Origin of the sequence: Micromonospora sp. NPDC085948 (assembly GCF_040686315.1) — a bacterium.
GTDB lineage: Bacteria > Actinomycetota > Actinomycetes > Mycobacteriales > Micromonosporaceae > Micromonospora.
In genome coordinates this window covers 34,982-51,923 of the sequence record NZ_JBFBJW010000019.1, presented here as the reverse complement: position 1 = coordinate 51,923, position 16,942 = coordinate 34,982, and the positions used below count along the sequence as shown (strand labels likewise).

The 16,942-nt window shown below is 72.3% G+C and carries 17 protein-coding genes; 7 read left to right on the top strand and 10 right to left on the bottom strand.

The window, feature by feature from the left end; genetic code table 11:
- Nucleotides 1–8: 8 nt before the first annotated feature.
- The 4 genes from AB0O48_RS31750 to AB0O48_RS31735 all read right to left on the bottom strand — a co-directional run bounded on the left by AB0O48_RS31750 (nt 9) and on the right by AB0O48_RS31735 (nt 3,537).
- A complete protein-coding gene (locus tag AB0O48_RS31750) occupies nt 9–845 on the bottom strand; it encodes an ABC transporter permease (protein WP_357255444.1) in 837 nt (278 codons plus the stop codon).
- Complete coding sequence (locus AB0O48_RS31745; protein WP_365069589.1) at nt 842–1,906, bottom strand: ABC transporter substrate-binding protein; 1,065 nt, start codon at nt 1,904–1,906, stop codon at nt 842–844. The genes AB0O48_RS31750 and AB0O48_RS31745 overlap by 4 nt, the downstream gene beginning before the upstream one ends.
- Entirely contained in the window at nt 1,903–2,076 is a 174-nt protein-coding gene (locus tag AB0O48_RS31740) for a hypothetical protein (protein ID WP_365069587.1), read from the bottom strand. Before AB0O48_RS31740 ends, AB0O48_RS31745 begins: the two co-directional genes overlap by 4 nt.
- 270 nt (nt 2,077–2,346) lie before the next feature.
- Nucleotides 2,347–3,537, bottom strand: coding sequence for an amidohydrolase family protein (locus AB0O48_RS31735; protein ID WP_365069585.1), 1,191 nt, complete (start codon nt 3,535–3,537; stop codon nt 2,347–2,349).
- A 151-nt stretch (nt 3,538–3,688) separates the two neighbouring features.
- On the opposite strand from AB0O48_RS31735, the gene AB0O48_RS31730 reads away from it, so the two are divergent.
- Nucleotides 3,689–4,186, top strand: coding sequence for a hypothetical protein (locus AB0O48_RS31730; RefSeq protein WP_357255433.1), 498 nt, complete (start codon nt 3,689–3,691; stop codon nt 4,184–4,186).
- On the opposite strand, the gene AB0O48_RS31725 is transcribed toward AB0O48_RS31730, so the two are convergent.
- A complete protein-coding gene (locus AB0O48_RS31725) occupies nt 4,176–4,532 on the bottom strand; it encodes a helix-turn-helix domain-containing protein (protein WP_357255431.1) in 357 nt (118 codons plus the stop codon). The genes AB0O48_RS31730 and AB0O48_RS31725 overlap by 11 nt on opposite strands.
- 73 nt (nt 4,533–4,605) lie before the next feature.
- On the opposite strand from AB0O48_RS31725, the gene AB0O48_RS31720 reads away from it, so the two are divergent.
- The 4 genes from AB0O48_RS31720 to AB0O48_RS31705 all read left to right on the top strand — a co-directional run bounded on the left by AB0O48_RS31720 (nt 4,606) and on the right by AB0O48_RS31705 (nt 7,799).
- Nucleotides 4,606–5,403 carry an antibiotic biosynthesis monooxygenase gene (locus AB0O48_RS31720; RefSeq protein WP_357571181.1) on the top strand — a complete coding sequence of 266 codons (798 nt, stop codon included), beginning with the start codon at nt 4,606–4,608 and terminating at the stop codon, nt 5,401–5,403.
- A 9-nt stretch (nt 5,404–5,412) separates the two neighbouring features.
- On the top strand, nt 5,413–6,594 hold the full coding sequence (locus AB0O48_RS31715; RefSeq protein ID WP_357255425.1) for a MalY/PatB family protein: 1,182 nt from the start codon (nt 5,413–5,415) through the stop codon (nt 6,592–6,594).
- Between the two features lie 43 nt (nt 6,595–6,637).
- A complete protein-coding gene (locus AB0O48_RS31710; protein WP_357255422.1) occupies nt 6,638–6,988 on the top strand; it encodes a DNA polymerase ligase N-terminal domain-containing protein in 351 nt (116 codons plus the stop codon).
- A gap of 94 nt (nt 6,989–7,082) precedes the next feature.
- Nucleotides 7,083–7,799 carry an alpha/beta hydrolase gene (locus AB0O48_RS31705; protein WP_357571175.1) on the top strand — a complete coding sequence of 239 codons (717 nt, stop codon included), beginning with the start codon at nt 7,083–7,085 and terminating at the stop codon, nt 7,797–7,799.
- An 11-nt stretch (nt 7,800–7,810) separates the two neighbouring features.
- Here AB0O48_RS31705 and AB0O48_RS31700 read toward each other — a convergent pair whose 3' ends face one another.
- From AB0O48_RS31700 to AB0O48_RS31690, 3 genes are read right to left on the bottom strand one after another with little or no spacing between them, the layout of a single operon-like run.
- Nucleotides 7,811–10,684, bottom strand: coding sequence for an FAD-binding and (Fe-S)-binding domain-containing protein (locus AB0O48_RS31700; protein ID WP_365069581.1), 2,874 nt, complete (start codon nt 10,682–10,684; stop codon nt 7,811–7,813).
- Nucleotides 10,685–10,709: 25 nt separating this feature from the next.
- On the bottom strand, nt 10,710–11,879 hold the full coding sequence (locus AB0O48_RS31695) for an anhydro-N-acetylmuramic acid kinase (RefSeq protein WP_357255413.1): 1,170 nt from the start codon (nt 11,877–11,879) through the stop codon (nt 10,710–10,712).
- Between the two features lie 11 nt (nt 11,880–11,890).
- Nucleotides 11,891–13,450: a sodium:solute symporter gene (locus tag AB0O48_RS31690; RefSeq protein ID WP_357255411.1), complete on the bottom strand. Its 1,560-nt coding sequence runs from the start codon at nt 13,448–13,450 to the stop codon at nt 11,891–11,893.
- A gap of 263 nt (nt 13,451–13,713) precedes the next feature.
- Here AB0O48_RS31690 and murQ point away from each other — a divergent pair, with 263 nt between their 5' ends.
- Entirely contained in the window at nt 13,714–14,607 is an 894-nt protein-coding gene (gene murQ, locus AB0O48_RS31685) for an N-acetylmuramic acid 6-phosphate etherase (RefSeq protein WP_357255410.1), read from the top strand.
- Nucleotides 14,608–14,679: 72 nt separating this feature from the next.
- Complete coding sequence (locus AB0O48_RS31680; protein WP_365069577.1) at nt 14,680–15,684, top strand: hypothetical protein; 1,005 nt, start codon at nt 14,680–14,682, stop codon at nt 15,682–15,684.
- Nucleotides 15,685–15,773: 89 nt separating this feature from the next.
- Here AB0O48_RS31680 and AB0O48_RS31675 read toward each other — a convergent pair whose 3' ends face one another.
- Both AB0O48_RS31675 and AB0O48_RS31670 read right to left on the bottom strand, forming a co-directional pair.
- Entirely contained in the window at nt 15,774–16,052 is a 279-nt protein-coding gene (locus tag AB0O48_RS31675; protein ID WP_357255405.1) for a hypothetical protein, read from the bottom strand.
- Nucleotides 16,053–16,065: 13 nt separating this feature from the next.
- Nucleotides 16,066–16,884 carry a hypothetical protein gene (locus tag AB0O48_RS31670; protein ID WP_365069575.1) on the bottom strand — a complete coding sequence of 273 codons (819 nt, stop codon included), beginning with the start codon at nt 16,882–16,884 and terminating at the stop codon, nt 16,066–16,068.
- Between the last annotated feature and the right edge of the window lie 58 nt (nt 16,885–16,942).

Sequence of the window (16,942 nt, the reverse complement as noted above, 5' to 3'; positions counted from 1 at the left end):
GGTGGCGGTCAGTCCGCCATGGTGCGTCGCCACGACAGGGCCCTCCTCTGCACGAGTCGGACGGCACCGTCGGACAGCAACCCGAGCAGTCCGTACAGCACGAGTCCGACGATGATCACGTCGGTCTGGCCGTACTCGCGGGCCAGTTCCATCATGTAGCCGATGCCGCTCGTCGAGTTGATCTGCTCGACGACCACCAGGGACAGCCACGCCCCGACGACCGCGAACCGCATGCCCAGCAGGAAGCCGGGCAGCGCTCCGGGCAGCACGATCCGGCGGATGAAGGCGGTCCGCCGCAGTCGCAGCGACTCGCCCAGCTCGACGTACCGGCTGTCGATGGTGCGCAGCCCGTTGTGGGTATGTATGTAGACGGGGACGAACACGCCGAGCGTGATGGTGATGACCTTCATCTGCTCGCCGATGCCGAACCAGAGGACGAGCAGCGGGATCAGCGCGAGGGCCGGGATGGCCCGCTTGATCTGGATCGGGCCGTCGAGGATGGCCTCACCCCACCGGCTCAGGCCCGCGAGCACCGCCAGCACGGTGCCGATGACGGTGCCGAGGGCGAGGCCCAGGCCGGCGCGCTGCGCCGAGACGACCAGGTTGTCCTGAAGACGCCCGTCGGCGATGAGGTCACCCGCCGTCGTCACCACGGTCCAGGGCGCCGAGAGGGTACGGGGATCGATCCACCCGCCTGCCGAACCGGCCGCCCACACCGCCAGGAGCAGGAACGGACCGATCGCCGCCCCGTACGGGATGGGGCGACCCGGCTTCAGCCGACGCCGCGGGCGCCGGGCGGCGACGGTGGCGGGCGGCCGAGGCCGGATCAGTGTCAGGACTGTCACTTGGCACCTCCCACGGTCAGTGCCTGCGCGCCCACGGCTTCGTACCGTCGGTCGTACAGGTCCTCGGCCCGGAGGGGCTTGTTGCCCGTCTCCTTGACCAGCAGATCGATGGTTTCCTGGTGCCGGCCGATGGCCTCCGTCCAGCTGGACGGGATGTCGGCCACGCCGCCGTTCTCGACCAGCCACCTGCCGTCGTCGGTGCTCAGGCCCTGGTCCTTGACGTAGTACCGCTCGATCCACTCGTCCGGGTTGGCCTCGCGCCACCGCCAGGCCCGCGCCCACGCCTGCACGTACTCGCGGATCGCCGCCGCCTTGGCCGGGTCGCCGAGCACGGTGACCGGCGCGTACAGGTGTCCGGGGTCGTCGCGCAGTCCGTGCGAGATCGCGGTCGCGCCGTCCCGGCCGTACTTGCTTTCGTAGCGTTTGATCTGCACGCCGCCGATCGGGGCCACCTCGACCTGGCGGCTGGCGAGCGCTGTCCCGTAGACGTCGCCCGTGCTCGGCAGCTCGACCAGCTTGACGTCCTTCTTGCTGAGGCCGGCCTTGTGGAGTACCCGCAGCACCAGCGCTCCCTGTGCCTGCCCCGGGCTGTACGCGATCTTCTTCCCACGGAGGTCAGCGAGGGTGGCGACCGTGACGCCGGGTGCGATGCCGAGGCGGTAGATGGCGTGGTTGAGCGGGTCCTGGCGGTACTTCGAGGCGACGATCTTCGTGGGGATGCCGGTCCAGTGCGAGTGGATCGGGGGGATGTCCGCCACCGAGCCGAGGTCCACCGCCTTCGCGCGGAACGCCTCCAGGGTCTGGGGGCCGCCGCTGATGTTCGCCCACTCCACGGTGAAGGACAGCTTCTCCGCCTCCCCGGAGAACTCGATCGCCTTCTGGTGCTCCTTGTCCCCGATGACGAGCTTGGTGCCCTTCGGCACGACCTCCGGCAGTGGCTCGCCGGCGGCCAGGGCCACGGCGGGTGTCTCGTCGCCGGCGCAGGCGGTCAGGCCCAGCGTGACCGCGCCGAGGGTGGCGGACAGGAACGCCCGTCGATCCAGGAGGGATGGTGATCTCACGTACGACTCCTTCGTGGCTGGTTGCGGGACGGGGGCAGCACCCCACGTGGTCGAGGGGCGGCGTCGTCGCCGGGACTGCCGATCAGCGGCTCGGCGAGCACGATCGCGTGGCCACCAGCGGGCAGCGCTGGGTGACGCGACAGAAGCCAGGTGACCGGCTCGGCGCGCATCCGTTGATCGGGTGGAGGGAACGGCTGCCGGTCGTCGTCGAGCCGGCGGCGCCGCGGATGGAAGAAGCGGGTAACGCTCGCTCAGCGGCAGCAGCCGCAGGCGGCGGTCCAGCCACGGCAGCATCCCCGCGACACCGCGATGGCGGTGCCCCGAAGCAGGGTGTGCTGGCTGGTCATGGATACGACGCTAACCCACAATTCCTATGTGTCAACTAGGATTTTACGCGCTGGGACACGACGGCTGCGACGCCAACCCATCGACGGAGTCGCTCAGCCGCCCAGCGGAACGCCGGCGCGGTACACGGCCAGCGGGCGGCGCAGCACGGTGATGTCGTCCGTCGGATCGCCGTCCACGACCAGCAGATCGGCCTCGAACCCGACGCGGATACGGCCCTTGCGCCGCCCCAGGCCACACACCTCGGCGCCGACCGAGGTGGCCGCGGCCAGCGCGGTGGTGGCGGGGATGCCGCACCCGACGTACTCGATGAGCGTCTCCGGGAGGATCCCGTGCGGCTTCGCGGGGCCGAGACCCGCGTCCGAGCCGGCCACCAGGCGGACCCCGGCCCGATGCAGGGTGGCGACGCCGTCGCGCAGTATGGCCTCGCTGAGCCCGGCGCGCGCCGCCATCGCCACCACTTCCGGCGGTGTCACCACGGCCGGGTCCGTGCCGAGCGTGGCGCAGACCGCCACGCCGGACGCGGCCAGGCGGTCCGCGAGCTCGTCGGGGACGTGGGCGCCGGTCGTGGTGACGCACGTGCAGTGCTCGATGCCGTCGACGCCGACGCGCACCGCCTGCTCGACCGCGCCGAGCGCGTGGGCGTGCGCGGTCACCGGCAGGCCGAGATCGTGTGCCTGGGTCAGCGCGGCGGTCAGCTCCTGGTCGCTGAACTGCGGCCGGGTCGTGTCGGTGCCGGGAGTGAACACCCCGCCGCTGGCCATGACCTTCACCAGGTCGGCGCCGGCCTCCGCCCGCAGGCGCACGGCCTCGCGGATCCCGTCGACGCCGCTCGCTTCGCCTCCCAGTGACCAGCAGTGTCCGCCGACGCTGGTGACGGGCGCGCCCGACCCCACCACCGTCGGCAGGTCGTCGCGTCCCTCCCGGTCCCGCCAGCGCAGCACGGCGTCCCGGCGGTCACCCAGGTCGCGGACGGTGGTGACGCCCGCCGCCAGGTGCGCACGCAGGGATGCCTCGACGACCCCGTCGAGGTCCGGCTCGGGACGCTCGGCGAGCCGGCCGAGCGCGTCGGGCCCGGCGTCGGCGCACAGGTGCACGTGCGCGTCGACCAGGCCGGGCAGCACCGTGGCGTCCGGCCCCTCACGCACCGGCCAGCCTTCCGGCGCCTCGGCCCAACCCCGGTGCACGTCGACGACGCGGCCGTCGTCCAGTAGGACGAGCACCCCTCCGTCCACGAGCCGCTCACCGTCGAACATCCGCGCCGCCCGGACCGCGTGCCGTGCCATTGACCCTCCCCGTGGGTTGCACCATCCCGGTCAGGCTCTCAGCTGACGACGCCGCGCGAGTACCCGCTCCGACGGGCGGAACCGTGGCACGTGCGAAGGCTCGGCCACTCCGGATCGAGGACCGGTGTCGGATTCACTAACCTTGGCCGACGTGACGGCATTCGACTGGACCGCGCTGCAGGCGGTGAGGGACGCGACAGCGGACGAGATCCCGGAGATGGTCGACCGCGCGTTGCGGTTTCTGGAGGATCTGCTGGTCGGGATCAACCACGTCTGCACGTTCACCCTCACCAGCGGACCGCTGCTGGGCGACGTGACCACCGGGGTGAACGCCCTGTTGCCGAAGGACTGCGCGGTATCCCGGCTGGCGCCGGTCAGCTCCTGGCCCGCGCTTGTCGACGCGGCGCTACCCGGACTGTTCCTCCCCGGGGAGCCGGCGTACGCGTGGGCCGAGAAGATGCCGGCCCGGCAGTTGGCCGAGGCGGTCGCCGGCTGGGTCGTGGCGCTGCTGCGGCGACTCTGGCCGGGCTCCGTGCAGTCCTGGGAGCTCACCGTCGACACCAGACAGTGGTACGAAGGCGTCTACGTCGACCTCGTCGTCCGCCGCGACGACCGGGTGTGGCTGCTGCACCTCGGTCTCAGCGACTGACGGCACCGGCAGCGGGTTCGTCGATGGCGGTGCCGGTGCGGGCGGCCCGTGCGGTGCCCCAGTCGTAGAGGGCCTGCAACACCGGGGCGAGGCTGAGTCCTTCCTCGGTGAGCCGGTACTCGACGTGCGGCGGGTTGGTCTCGCGGTCGTGCCGCAGGATGAGCCCGTCGGCCTCCAACTCGCGCAGACGCTGGGTCAGCATCTTCTCGCTGACCCCCGGCATCCGGCGGCGCAGTTCGCCATAGCGGTGTACGCCCTCCTTGAGGTGGGCCAGGATCACCGGCCGCCACTTGCCGCCGATGACGTCGACGGCGAACTCCACCGGGCAGTGGTAACGCTTGGGCATCGTGGCCTCCCTCGGGGCACGCACCAGATGGTGCGTACTTGATCGCCGTCGCTGCGGGTGTTGGGCTGTGCCCATGGTCATCGAGTACATCAGGTACCGCGTGCCGCAGGAGCGGCTGGACGGCTTCGAGGCGGCGTACGAGCGGGCCGCGGACGCGCTCCGCGCCGCGCCGCAGTGCGTGGACTACGAGTTGAGCCGCTGCCTGGACGACCCCGCCACCTACGTGCTGCGCATCCGCTGGACGTCGGTGGACGAGCACCTCAGGGGGTTTCGGGGTGGCCCGGTGTTCGGGCGGTTCTTCGCCGCGATCAGGCCGTACGTCGAGGACATCGAGGAGATGCGGCACTACCGCCCGACCGGGATTTCCGGGTCTGGTGGCGCCGCACCGCCGAGCCTGTACGAGTGGGCCGGTGGTGTCGACGCGTTCGGGCGGCTCTGCGCTGCCTTCTACCGCCTGGTCCGCTCCGACGACCTGCTCGCACCGATCTTCGCGCGCATGGATCCGGCGCACGCCCACCATGTGGCGATGTGGCTGGCCGAGGTCTTCGGCGGCCCGGCCACCTACACCGCCGAGCGCGGCGGCTACCGCCACATGCTCGGCCAGCACCTGGGCCGGGCGATCAGCGAGGCGCAGCGTCGGCGGTGGGTCAACCTCATGATGGACGCCGCCGACGAGGTCGGCCTGCCCGACGACCCGGAGTTCCGCGCCGCCTTCACGGGCTACCTCGAATGGGGAACCCGGTTGGCGGTACGCAACTCCCAACCGGGCGCGGACCCGATCCGGCAGGCACCGGTACCACGCTGGGGCTGGGGGGTCGCTCCGCCCTACCAGGAGGGTCCGCGGCCCGCCGGCACGCGGGGAGCGGAATAGGCTTCAGCGATGAGCGGCGTGCTGAGCGGTACCCGAGACTCGATGAACCCCCTTCGCCAGCTCACGATCGATCAGCTCCGCGAACGGACGAGCCTCAAGTGGCGGGAGTACCCCGACGACGTGCTGCCGCTCTGGGTCGCGGAGATGGACGTGCCACTGGCCGAGCCGGTCGCGGCGGCGATCACCGACGCGGTCGCGCGCGGCGACACCGGCTACACCGCCGGGACGGCGTACCCGCAGGCGCTGGCGGAGTTCGCCCGACGGCGGTGGGGGTGGGACGGGCTGGCGGTGGAGCGCACCGCGCTGGTGCCCGACGTGATGCACGGTGTCGTGGAGGCGCTGCGGCTGGTCACCGGGCCGGGCGACGCCGTGGTCGTCAACTGCCCGGTCTACCCGCCGTTCTACGAGTTCGTGGCGCACGCCGACCGTCGGATCGTGGAGGCGCCGCTCGGCGCGGACCTGCGGCTCGACCTCGGCACGCTGGAGGACGCGTTCCGCCAGGCCCGGGCCGGTGGGCGACCGGCCGCGTACCTGCTGTGCAGCCCGCACAACCCGACCGGCGTCCTGCACACCGCCGACGAGCTGGCCGCCGTCGCCAGCCTGGCCGAGCGACACGGGGTGCGGGTGGTCGCCGACGAGATCCACGCTCCCGTGGTGGGTGGGGGAGCGCGGTTCGTGCCGTACCTCTCGGTGCCCGGCGCGGAGAACGGCCTGTCGCTCATGTCGGCCTCCAAGGGATGGAACCTGGCCGGCCTGCGCGGTGCGCTGCTCATCGCCGGCCCGGCCGCGGCCACCGATCTCGTCCGCGTCCCGTTCGATGCCAGCGTCAGCACCAGCCACCTCGGCGTGATCGCGCACACCGCCGCCTTCCGCGACGGCGGCGAGTGGCTCGACGCCCTGCTGACCGGCCTGGACGACAACCGCCGGCTTCTCGCCGCGCTGCTCAGCGAGCACCTGCCGGCCATCCGTTACCGACCCGGGCAGGCCACGTACCTCGCCTGGCTGGACTGCCGCGCCCTCGGCCTCGGCGACGATCCCGCCGCCGTGTTCCTCGACCGTGGCCGGGTGGCGCTCAACTCGGGTCCGGCCTTCGGCAGCGGCGGCGACGGGCACGTCCGGCTGAACCTGGCCACCGCACCGGAGCTGATCACCGAGGCGGTACGCCGGATGGCGACCGCCGTCGCCGGGTAGATCACGGCACCGGGAGCGCGCCTGGGCGGCGACAATTGTCGGCGTGCCACCTGCCTTCGTGCTGCACCACCACCGCCGGCCCCGACCGCACTTCGACCTGCGGCTCGAGGAGGCCGGCGTGCTGCGTTCCTGGGCGGTGCCCCGCGGCCTGCCGGACAGTCCCCGCGCCAACCGGCTCGCGATCGCCGTGGCGGACCACCACCTTGATCACCTCACCTACGAGGACGCGGACAAGTCGATCGCCGACATCGGCACCTGGGAGGAGCACGACCGCGACGACCGCCGCCTGCTGTTCACGTTGCACGGCCGCGCCGGTCGACGCCGGTACGCGCTCATCCGCACGGCCGAGGGGTGGCTGCTGCACCTGACGAAGGAGCAGCCCGCGGACGGGTGAGAGGGCCGGATGTTTCGGCCTCGCGGTACGGGTATTCAGGCGCACCGGCGCGGCCGTGGGTGGAACAGCGTCACGGAGTAAGGGAGTGCGTGTTATGTCTGATCCGCAGCCCACAATCGTTCTCGCCCACGGGGCGTTCGCCGAGTCGGCGAGCTGGAACGGCGTGATCGAGCGGCTGGGTGCCGCGTACGACTCGGTGGCCGCCGCCGTCCCGCTGCGGGAGGTCGCCGGCGACGCCGCCTACCTACGGGACGTGGTACGCGGGATCGGCGGCCCGGTCATCCTCGTCGGACACTCCTACGGTGGCATGGTGATCACGCAGGCCGCTGCCGACGAACCACTGGTGCGAGCCCTCGTGTACGTCAACGCGTTCGCCCCGGACACCGGCGAGTCGGGGCTGTCGCTGTCCGGGCAGTTCCCCGGCAGCACGCTCGCGGACACGCTGGTGAAGTACCCGCTCTCGTCCGGCGGCAACGAGGTGGCGATCGGCCAGGACGCCTACCACCAGCAGTTCGTCGCGGACGTGTCGGCCGACGTCGCCGCGCAGATGGCCCGCACGCAGCGGCCGATCACCGAGAAGGCGCTGGGTGACGGGCTCACCGGCGACCCGGCGTGGCGATCGCTGCCCAGCTGGTTCGTGTTCGGGGACTCCGACAACAACATCCCGGTCGCCGCGCACCGGTTCATGGCCGAGCGCGCCCAACCGCGGGGCCAGCGTGAGGTCGCCGGCGGTTCGCACGCCATGGTGGTGGCCCGGCCGAGCGAGGTCACCGAGACGATCATCGAGGCGGTCCGGGGCGTGGGCGGCTGACCCGACCGCGGCTACGCGGGCGGCTCGACCGCTTCGACGAGGACCTGGAGCACGTGCCGGTACGGCTGCCCGGTGGCCCGGCTCATGCCCATCTCGCAGGTGCGGTTGCAGGAGGCGTACGCGTCGTGGTCGCGCTCGTTGACCTCGGCGGCCTGGGCGGCGGTGGCGCTCGCGGTCACCTCGGGATGCAGCATTCCCCGGTCGCCGGCGAAGGCGCAGCATCCCCAACTGTCCGGCACGGTCACCGTGTCGGCGACGGCCTGGGCCACCGTGCGCAGGTCGTCGCTGCCGCCCAGGTGCACCGTGGAGCAGGTGGGGTGCAGGGCCAGCGAGCCCAGCCGGCGGGGTTCCGGCAGCGCTGGCAGGAGGTGCTCGGCGGTGAACGTGACGCTGTCGACGAACCGCAGGGCGTCGTACCGCGCCCGGTCCTCCTCGGCCAGGGCGGCGGTCAGCTGCGTCAGCCCGTGCGTGCAGGACGACGCGTCACACACGACGGGCAGGCGGCCCTGGTCGCTGGCCTCCCACAGCGTGGCGAGGGTCCGCTCGGCCATCTCGCGGTGACCGGCCGGATAGCCCTTGGACTGCCACGGCGTTCCGCAGCACAGGCCCGTCGTGCCGGCCGGCACGACGACCGGCACGCCGGCCAGCTCGCAGAGGCGCAGGAACGCCGCCGCCGCGCCGCCGGCCGGACCGTCCTCCGGCGCGAAGAGGCTGCCCACGCAGGCCGCGAAGAACACCGCCTGGGCGTCCGGCGCGTTGCGGGGTCGGGGGCGGGGAGCGCCGGCACGCGGCATGTCGTCGCTCCACTGTGGCACCAGCTCGGTGGCGCCGAGCCCACGGATCACCCCGGTGGCGGCGCGGGTCAACGGTGTCGGCACGGCGTGTGCGGCGGTCAGCCCCAGGCGGACACCGGTCACGGCACCCTTCCAGTGCCGGGCGACGCCGCGGGCGGTGCGCTGGGCGGCAGGGCTGTGCCGTTCGGCGCGCAGCCGCTTCATCGCCGCGCCGGTGTCGATGCCGACCGGGCAGGCGGTGACGCAGAGGCTGTCCGCGGCGCAACTGTCCACCGCCGCGTACGCGTAGTCGGCCGTCAACTCCCGGCGGCGCTCCTCGTCGCCGGCGGCGGTGGCGAGGGCGATCTGCCGTTGCAGGACGATGCGCTGCCGGGGCGTGGTGGTGACGTCGGCGGTGGGGCAGACCGGCTCGCAGTAGCCGCACTCGACGCAGGCGTCCAGCTCGGGGTCGACCGTCGGGACGGCCTTGAGCTGCCGCAGGTGCACGGTCGGGTCGTCGTTGAGCAGCACACCGGGGTTGAGTAGGCCGCTGGGGTCGCACAGCCGCTTGAGGTCGCGCATCACGTCGTACAGCTCGTCGCCGTACTGGCGGCGGACGAAGGGGGCCATGGCCCGGCCGGTGCCGTGCTCGGCCTTGAGGGTGCCCCCCTCGCCGAGCACGAGGTCGACCATGTCGTCGGTGAACCGGGCGTAGCGGTCGATCTCGGCAGGTGTGTCGAAGGACTGGGTCAGCATGAAGTGCAGGTTGCCGTCGCGGGCGTGTCCGAAGATCACCGCGTCCGGGTAGCCGTGCCTGTCGAACAGGTCGATCAGCCCGTCGCAGGTGCCGGTCAGGCGCGGCATCGGCACCGCGATGTCCTCCAGCAGGGCCGTGGTGCCGGGCGCGCGGGCACCGGCGACCGCCGTGTAGAGGCCCTTGCGCAGGTGCCAGAGCTTGGCCCGTTCGCGGGGGTCGTGGGTCAGTGCGGTGCCGGTGACGGCGGGCAGCCGGTCGAGCACGGGCTGGGCCTCGGCAAGGGTCGCGGCCAGGCGTTCCGCGCTGTCCTCGGCGAACTCCACGAGCAGCGCGGCGTGCCCGGCGACCGTCAGCCCGCGCAGGGCCGCGCTCGCGTCGGGGTCGCGCTGGCTGACCCGCAACGCGGCCGCGTCGAGCAGTTCGGCGGTACGCGCACCCACGGCGAGCAGGGCGGGCAGCGCGTCGGTGGCGGCGCTGAGACCCGGCAGGATCAGCAGTCCGGTGGCGGCGTGTTTGTGGATCTCGACGGTCCGGAAGACGGCCTCGGCCACGAAGCCCAGGGTGCCCTCGCTGCCGATCATCAGGTGGGCGAGCATGTCGGCCGGGCTGTCGTGGTCGAGCAGGGAGTTCAGCCCGTACCCCATGGTGTTCTTCATGGCGAACAGCCGCTCGATCGTGGCGCGGGAGTCCGGCGCCGAGCGCACCCGGTCGCGCAGGCGCAGCAGCCCGGCGTACAGCTCCGGCTCGTCGGCCCGCAGCCGGTCGTCGGCGTCGCGCGCGGCGGAGTCGACGACGGTGCCGGAGGGCAGGACGAAGCGCAACGACTCCATGGTGCGGTACGCGTTGTCGGTGGTGCCGCAGGTCATCCCGCTGGAGTTGTTGGCCACCATGCCACCCACCGTGCAGGCGGCCTCGCTGGCCGGGTCCGGGCCGAGCCGGCGGCCGTAGCGGGCCAGCCGGGCGTTGGCCTGCCGGATCGTGAGGCCCGGCTGGAGCCGGATGCGGCGGCCGTCGTCGAGCACCTCGGCGTGCCGCCAGTCGGTCCGGACGTCGACGAGCACGCCCGCCCCGCCGGCCTGCCCGGCGAGGCTGGTGCCGCCGCCGCGCAGGGTCAGCGGGACACCAGCCTCCCGGGCACCCGCCATCAGCGCCCCCACCTCGGCCGCCGAGGCGGCGCGCACCACGGCCTGCGGCTCGAACAGGTACGGCGAGGCGTCGTGCGCCGCCGCCAGCCTGCGGGGCAGCTCGGTGCTGGCCCGGCTCGGATCATCGAGGCGTGAGCGCAACAGCTCGGCGACCTCGCGGGCGCGGACGCCGGCCGTGGTCGGCGCGGGTACTCCTACGACGGGTCTCATGGGCGGATCCTCCCGGGAGGGGCGGTCAGTAGGCGACGATCAGCCGGTCCGGAGCGGTGTCGACAGGCGCCGGCAGCCGCAGCGCCTGCCGGCCGGGCGTGATGCTGCCGAGCACGGAGGCGTGCCGCGCGCCGGTGCCCGAGGGCAGGGTGCCCGGCAGCCCGTGCACGGTCAGGTAGCCGAGCAGCGCGAAGGCCAGTGCCTCCTTGGCGTCCGACGCGACACCCAGGTCGTCGCTGGACGACAGGTCGACGTCCGACAGCTCCTCGGCGATCATGCGCATCAGCGTCGGGTTGTGTGCGCCGCCGCCGGAGACGACGAGCCGGGTGACGCCGTGGTCGCGGCAGGCGCCGGCCACCGTGACCGCCGTCAGCCGGGTGAGCGTGGCCAGGACGTCCTGCGGATCCGGCGTGGGCGCGTCGGCGAGTGCGGCGAGCAGGTACGGCAGGTGGAACAGCTCCTTGCCGGTGCTCTTCGGGCCGGGCTGCCGGTAGTACGGCTCGTCGAGCAGCCGCCGCAGCAGGGCCTGGTCCACCTGCCCGGCCGCCGCCCCGCGCCCGTCCCGGTCGTACTCCTCGGTGCCGCCGCTGAAGTGGCGCGCGGCGGCGTCGAGGAGCGCGTTGGCCGGGCCGGTGTCGAACGCGAGCGGGTCCGCGTCCGGCGCCACGACGGTGATGTTGGCGATGCCGCCCAGGTTGAGCGCGGCGGGGACGCCGGGCAGGCCCCGCAGCAGCAGCGTGTCGAAGAGGGCGACCAGGGGAGCGCCCTGGCCGCCCGCCGCGACGTCACGGGTACGCAGGTCGGCCACGACCGGAAGGCCGGTGGCCTCCGCGATCCAGGCCGGCTGACCCAGTTGCAGGGTGCCCCGGACCACACCGCCGTCGACCCAGTGGTGCATGGTCTGCCCGTGCGAGACGACCAGGTCGGCGTCTCCGCCGCACAGCTCCACGAGCGCCCGCGCAGCGGCCTCGGCGAAGGCCTGGCCGATACCGGTGTCCAACACCGTGATCGCCTCGGTGCTGGTCGGCGCGGGCGGTAGGGCGGCGGCGATCCGGGTGCGCAGCTCCTCCGGGTACGGGTGGCTGAGCCGGCCCAGTGGCCGCATCCGCAGGGTGTCGCCGCTGAGGTCGAACTCGGCGGCGGCGGCTTCGATGCCGTCGTAGGAGGTGCCGGACATCAGGCCGATGACACGCATCACGTCCTCCTTCAGGCCCGGGCGGCGGGCTCTGCCGCGTCGTCGATCTCGTCGGCGCGTCCATGGTCGTACGGCGTCGCCGGGGCCGCGTGGAACCGGCTCGACACCGCGCCGACCAGCAGGGTGATCAGGACGCCGATCGGCACCAGCCACTGCGCGGCGATGGCGGTGGGGACGGTGTGCCCGGCCGTCGTGACGTCGATCTTGACGTAGCGGACGATGTAGGTCATCACCGCCACGGTGACGAGGAAGGCGATGAACGCGTCGACCTGGTTGGCCCGGCTGACCAGGCGGCCGAGCAGGAAGGCGCCGAGCAGCGCCCCGTAGGTGTAGCCGGCGATGGTCAGACCGGTCAGGTAGACGTTTCCGGTGCTGGAGCTGAACGCGCAGGCGAAGACCGCCATCAGCACCGCCCAGACCAGGGTCATCACCCGGGCGAGCCGCAGCATCGCGTCGTCGGAGGGGACCTTCCGGAAGAAGCTGTGGATGAAGTCCGCGACCGTGGAGTTCGACATCGAGTTCAGCGCCGAGGACAGCGACCCCATCGCGGCGCCGAGGATGCCGGCGACCAGCAGGCCCGAGATGCCCACCGGCAGGGCGTGCAGGATGAAGCTCGGGTAGAGGTTGTCGCTGCTGGCCAGGCCGAGCTCCTTGAAGGTCTGACCCTTGTTGTACGACCACAGCAGCGCGCCGACCAGGGAGAACGCCGCGAACTGGATGACCACGAAGATGCCCGAGGAGATCATCGCCTTCTGTCCTTCGCGCAGCGTGCGGGTGGACAGGATGCGCTGGACGATCAGCTGGTCCGACCCGTGGCTGGCCATCGCGAAGATCGCACCACCGATGATCGCCGTCGGCAGGGCGAACGGGCTGGTGAGCACGTGCGCGAGCGTGAAGTTGGTGTCGAAGAGCTGGAACTTGCCGGCGTCCAGCGCCTGCGAGTAGCCGTCGAAGCCGACGGCGTGGCTGAGCACCCCGATGGCCAGGATCGCCCCGCCCAGGTAGAGCCCCATCTGGATGGCGTCGGTCCAGATGACCGCCTTGATGCCACCGAGGTAGGTGTACACCACCGTGATCAGCGTCAGGACGATGATGATCGCCTGATAGCCGACATTCAGCCCGAACTCGTCGAGGAGCAGCTTGATGGGGATGGCCGAGGCGAACAGCCGTACGCCCTCGGCGAGCAGGCGGGTGAAGACGAACGTGACCGACGCCAGACCCTGGAGTTTCAGGCCGAACCGCTCACCGAGGTACTGGTAGGCGCTGACGAAGCCGCCCCGCTTGTAGAGCGGGATGAGCACCGCCGCCACGATGACGCGACCGATCACGTAGCCGAGGGCCAGTTCGACGTTGCCGAACCCCTGCCCGCTGTAGGCGCCGCCGGGCACGCTGATCACGGTCAGGACGCTGGTTTCGGTGGCGACGACGGAGAACGAGACGGTCCACCACGGCAGTCGACCCTCGCCCACGAAGTAGTCCTTGGCGGACTTCTGTTTGCCGGACAGGCGTAGTCCCACGTAGGCGATCACCACGAGGTACAGCACGATCACGACAAGGTCGAGTTGACGCACGGCTCGCTCCCAACCAGGGGTTGTCAATAAGTGACGCATGTCTAGCGTATCGCGAAACTTTTTGCCAGTCCGCGTCCGGGCTGGCTACGCTGTGGTCCCGGCCTGCGGATACGGGGAGGCGGGGGGTCGAGCGGAGTGGCCCCTCCCCACCGTGCCGACCAGGCTGGCACGGCCGGAACGGCACATTGCGGACGCGGCGCTCGACGAGCCGCAGCCCGTCGTTCGACCGGCGACTGAACACAGCGAGAGGAACGAGTAACCCCGTGGACCTCAGCACCCTCGGCACCGAGACCCGCAACGACAAGACCAGCGACCTCGACCTGATGTCCCCCACCGAGCTGCTCCTCGCGATGAACGACGAGGACCAGACGGTGGCCCAGGCGGTCCGGCGGGCCGTGCCGGACATCGCGGCCGCCGTCGACGTCGTCGTGGCGTCGCTCCGTCAGGGCGGGCGACTCATCTACCTCGGTGCCGGCACCAGCGGCCGGATCGGCATGCTCGACGCCGTCGAGATCCCACCCACCTTCGGTACGTCGCCCGACCGGGTTCTCGGCCTGCTCGCCGGGGGAGCGCGAGCCTTCGGTGTCGCCGTCGAGGGCGCGGAGGACGACCCGAAACGTGCCGTCGCCGATCTCGACGCGGTCGGCCTGACCGCCCGCGACACGGTGGTCGGGCTCGCCGCCAGCGGCCGCACCCCGTACGTGGTGGGCGGGCTGGAGCACGCCCGCGCGCTCGGCGCGTCGACAGTCTCGGTGGCCTGCAACTCCGACGCGGTGATCAGCAGGTACGCCGACGTCGCCATCGAGGTGCCCACCGGTCCCGAGGTGCTCACCGGCTCCACCCGGCTCAAGGCCGGCACCGCCGAGAAGCTCGTCTGCAACATGCTCTCGACCGCCACGATGGCCCGGCTCGGCAAGGTCTACGGCAATCTGATGGTGGACATGAACGCCACGAACGAGAAGCTCGTCGACCGGGCGCGGCGGATCGTCGCCGAGGCCGCCGACACGGATCTCGACAGCGCCGCGCGGGCCCTCGCGGCGGCGCACGGGCACGCCAAGACGGCAATCGTGCTGCTGCTCGCGAACTGCACCGCCGAGGAGGCCGCTGCGCGACTGCGCGCCGCCGACGACGACGTGCGGGCGGCCGTCGCGGCCTGACCGTCCCGCCCTGGCACGGGGACAGATCCGGGCACGGACTTTATGTCGGGCCGCTCGCCTAGGGTTCGCCGCATGTACTTCGTGTGCCGGTGGCGCGAGGAATCGCCGTTCAGCAAGCGGGTGGTCACCCTGCCCGACGCGACGATTCTCGACTGGTTCCGCCGGGGCTGGGGCCGTGCCAATCCGCAGGGCTGGATCGAGAGCGAGCTGGGCGATGACGTGTACGGCCTGGACTCGATCTTCGAGGGAGAGCGGCACCTGCCGCTGCCGGAGACCCTCGACGACCTACGCGAGCTGCTGAACGAGCACCTCTACGTGGAGGGCGACGACGACGGCACGTTCATCCGGCTCGGCGAGGGCGCCCTGCGCGTGCGTACCGACGACGACGAGGTGGATCTGGCCTACTACTTCGTCGAGGAGGCCGCCGCCGTCGCGTCGCCGGACCGGCTCGCCTTCCTGCTGTACGACACCTGGCCACTGCCGGCCGTCGCCGCCGCGCCGGGCGCGATCTTCGACCACGGGCTGCCGGTCCGTCCCGTGCGCATCGCCCCACCCGGGCCGGAGGCCGTGTTCTCGGTCCGTCTGGGTTGGGGCTCGCACGACGCCGACCGGACCCTGGACCTGGCTGGCGCCATCGCCTTTCCCGGGCTCACCCTGCCGGACCTCGCCACTCGTCTGCGTGCCGTCGACGCGCCCGGCACCCGCCGATGGCCCCACGATGCCCAGCTGTTGCGGGCCCTGGTCGCGCCCGACGAGACGGACGCCGGCGCGGCGCTGGAGCGCTACGCTCGGCTGTCCGGGTACGACCCGTCGCCCGCCAGCCTCGAGCTGGCATCGGCACACCACGCGATCCACCCGGAGGTGGTGCGGCTGCTCGCCCCGCAACCGTCCGTCGGGTCGCTGGTCCGGTCGGATCCGCACATCGCGCAGGTCGCCCGATACATCGACGACTTCTTCGGGTTCGACCAGTGGTTCCTCTTCGACACCAGGTGGGCGGCGGCACACCCGGCCCTGGCCCGTTCGTTGCTGCGCTACGCGGCGTACTGGGACCCGTACGACGACGCGACGGCGCAGTAGCTCTCCATCGTGGCCCGTGAGCGCTCCTCCCGGCTCGGTCGAGAGTCGACGAAGCGCCCCGTCCGCGTCGGACGGGGCGCTTCGTGGTGTCAGCCGAGCGGTGGGTAGGAAACCGTGCGGTCCCCGTCGGCGTCGGTCGCGGTGGCCAGCTCGATCCGGGGGGACCGGTCCGGCGGGAGGTGGGCACGGTCGGCGATGACGACGACGTCCACCTCTCCGTCGATCATGGCCTGCTCGATGGTCTCCCACGATGCCCGCATGATTCCCGCGAATCGGTACGAGTGTCGGCGAAGGTGCGCAAGACACGTCGCGACGGCGTGCTCCGCCGGCTCGATGTGGGCGGGAATCCAGATGACGGCTATCTCCATGGTCTTCTCCTGATCAACGTCGTGGACGCGAGTGGGTGATCAGGAGTTGCTGTGGTGGCGGGGGACCCCGCTCCACCGGTCGGCTGGCAGCGCGCCTGTCGACCGCGGTAACGGTGCGCCCTGGATCCAGCGGCGCGCTGGGCGGCACCGCCTCAGCTGCCGACGTGGGCGGATCGGCACCGCCGGTGCCGACACCGGCGGGCGCCGACGCGAGCGCCAGCACGAGCGCCGGTGGCCCCGACGCCGGACGGACGGGTGGTCGGGACGGCTCGTCGATGCCCGCGGCCGTCGCCACCCGCGCCCGATCCGGTGTTCGGCCGTCGGAGGTGTGGTGCCCGACGCGGAACACCGTCGCCGGCACGGGCGTCGACGGTGCCGGCGCCGACCGCGAGGCGGCGCGTGCCTCGGTGGAGGCCGAGTTCGGGGGTGGGGGCGTGGCCTGCGGCGAAGACGACGACGACGTACGGGCCGGCCGCGTCGGTACGACGGCAGAGGGATCACCCGACAACGTCGGCAGCGGATCGGCCGGCAGGGTCGGCAGCGGATCGGCCGGCATGGTCGGCAGAGGGACGGCCGACGGCAGTGGCAGGGGAATTGCCGACGGCAGGGGCAGGGGGAGTGCGGTCGGCAACGGCAGGGGGACGGACACCTGCACCTCGACGAGGTCGGGCACCCGTACCGTGATGGTGCCTGGCGAGGAATTGACCTGCACCGGCTGGAGACTCGTCGGCAACGGTAGCGGCGTGTCGGCGTGGGCGGGGTTGGCGCCCAGGGTCGCCCCGAGCGCCGCGGCCCCGAACGCCGCCGCTGGAAGGCTGTGCCTCCACCGCATCAGACGGAGGCCGTCGACAGGTGCGCCGCGAGCCCGGCCCGGTGCGATTCACCGGTGC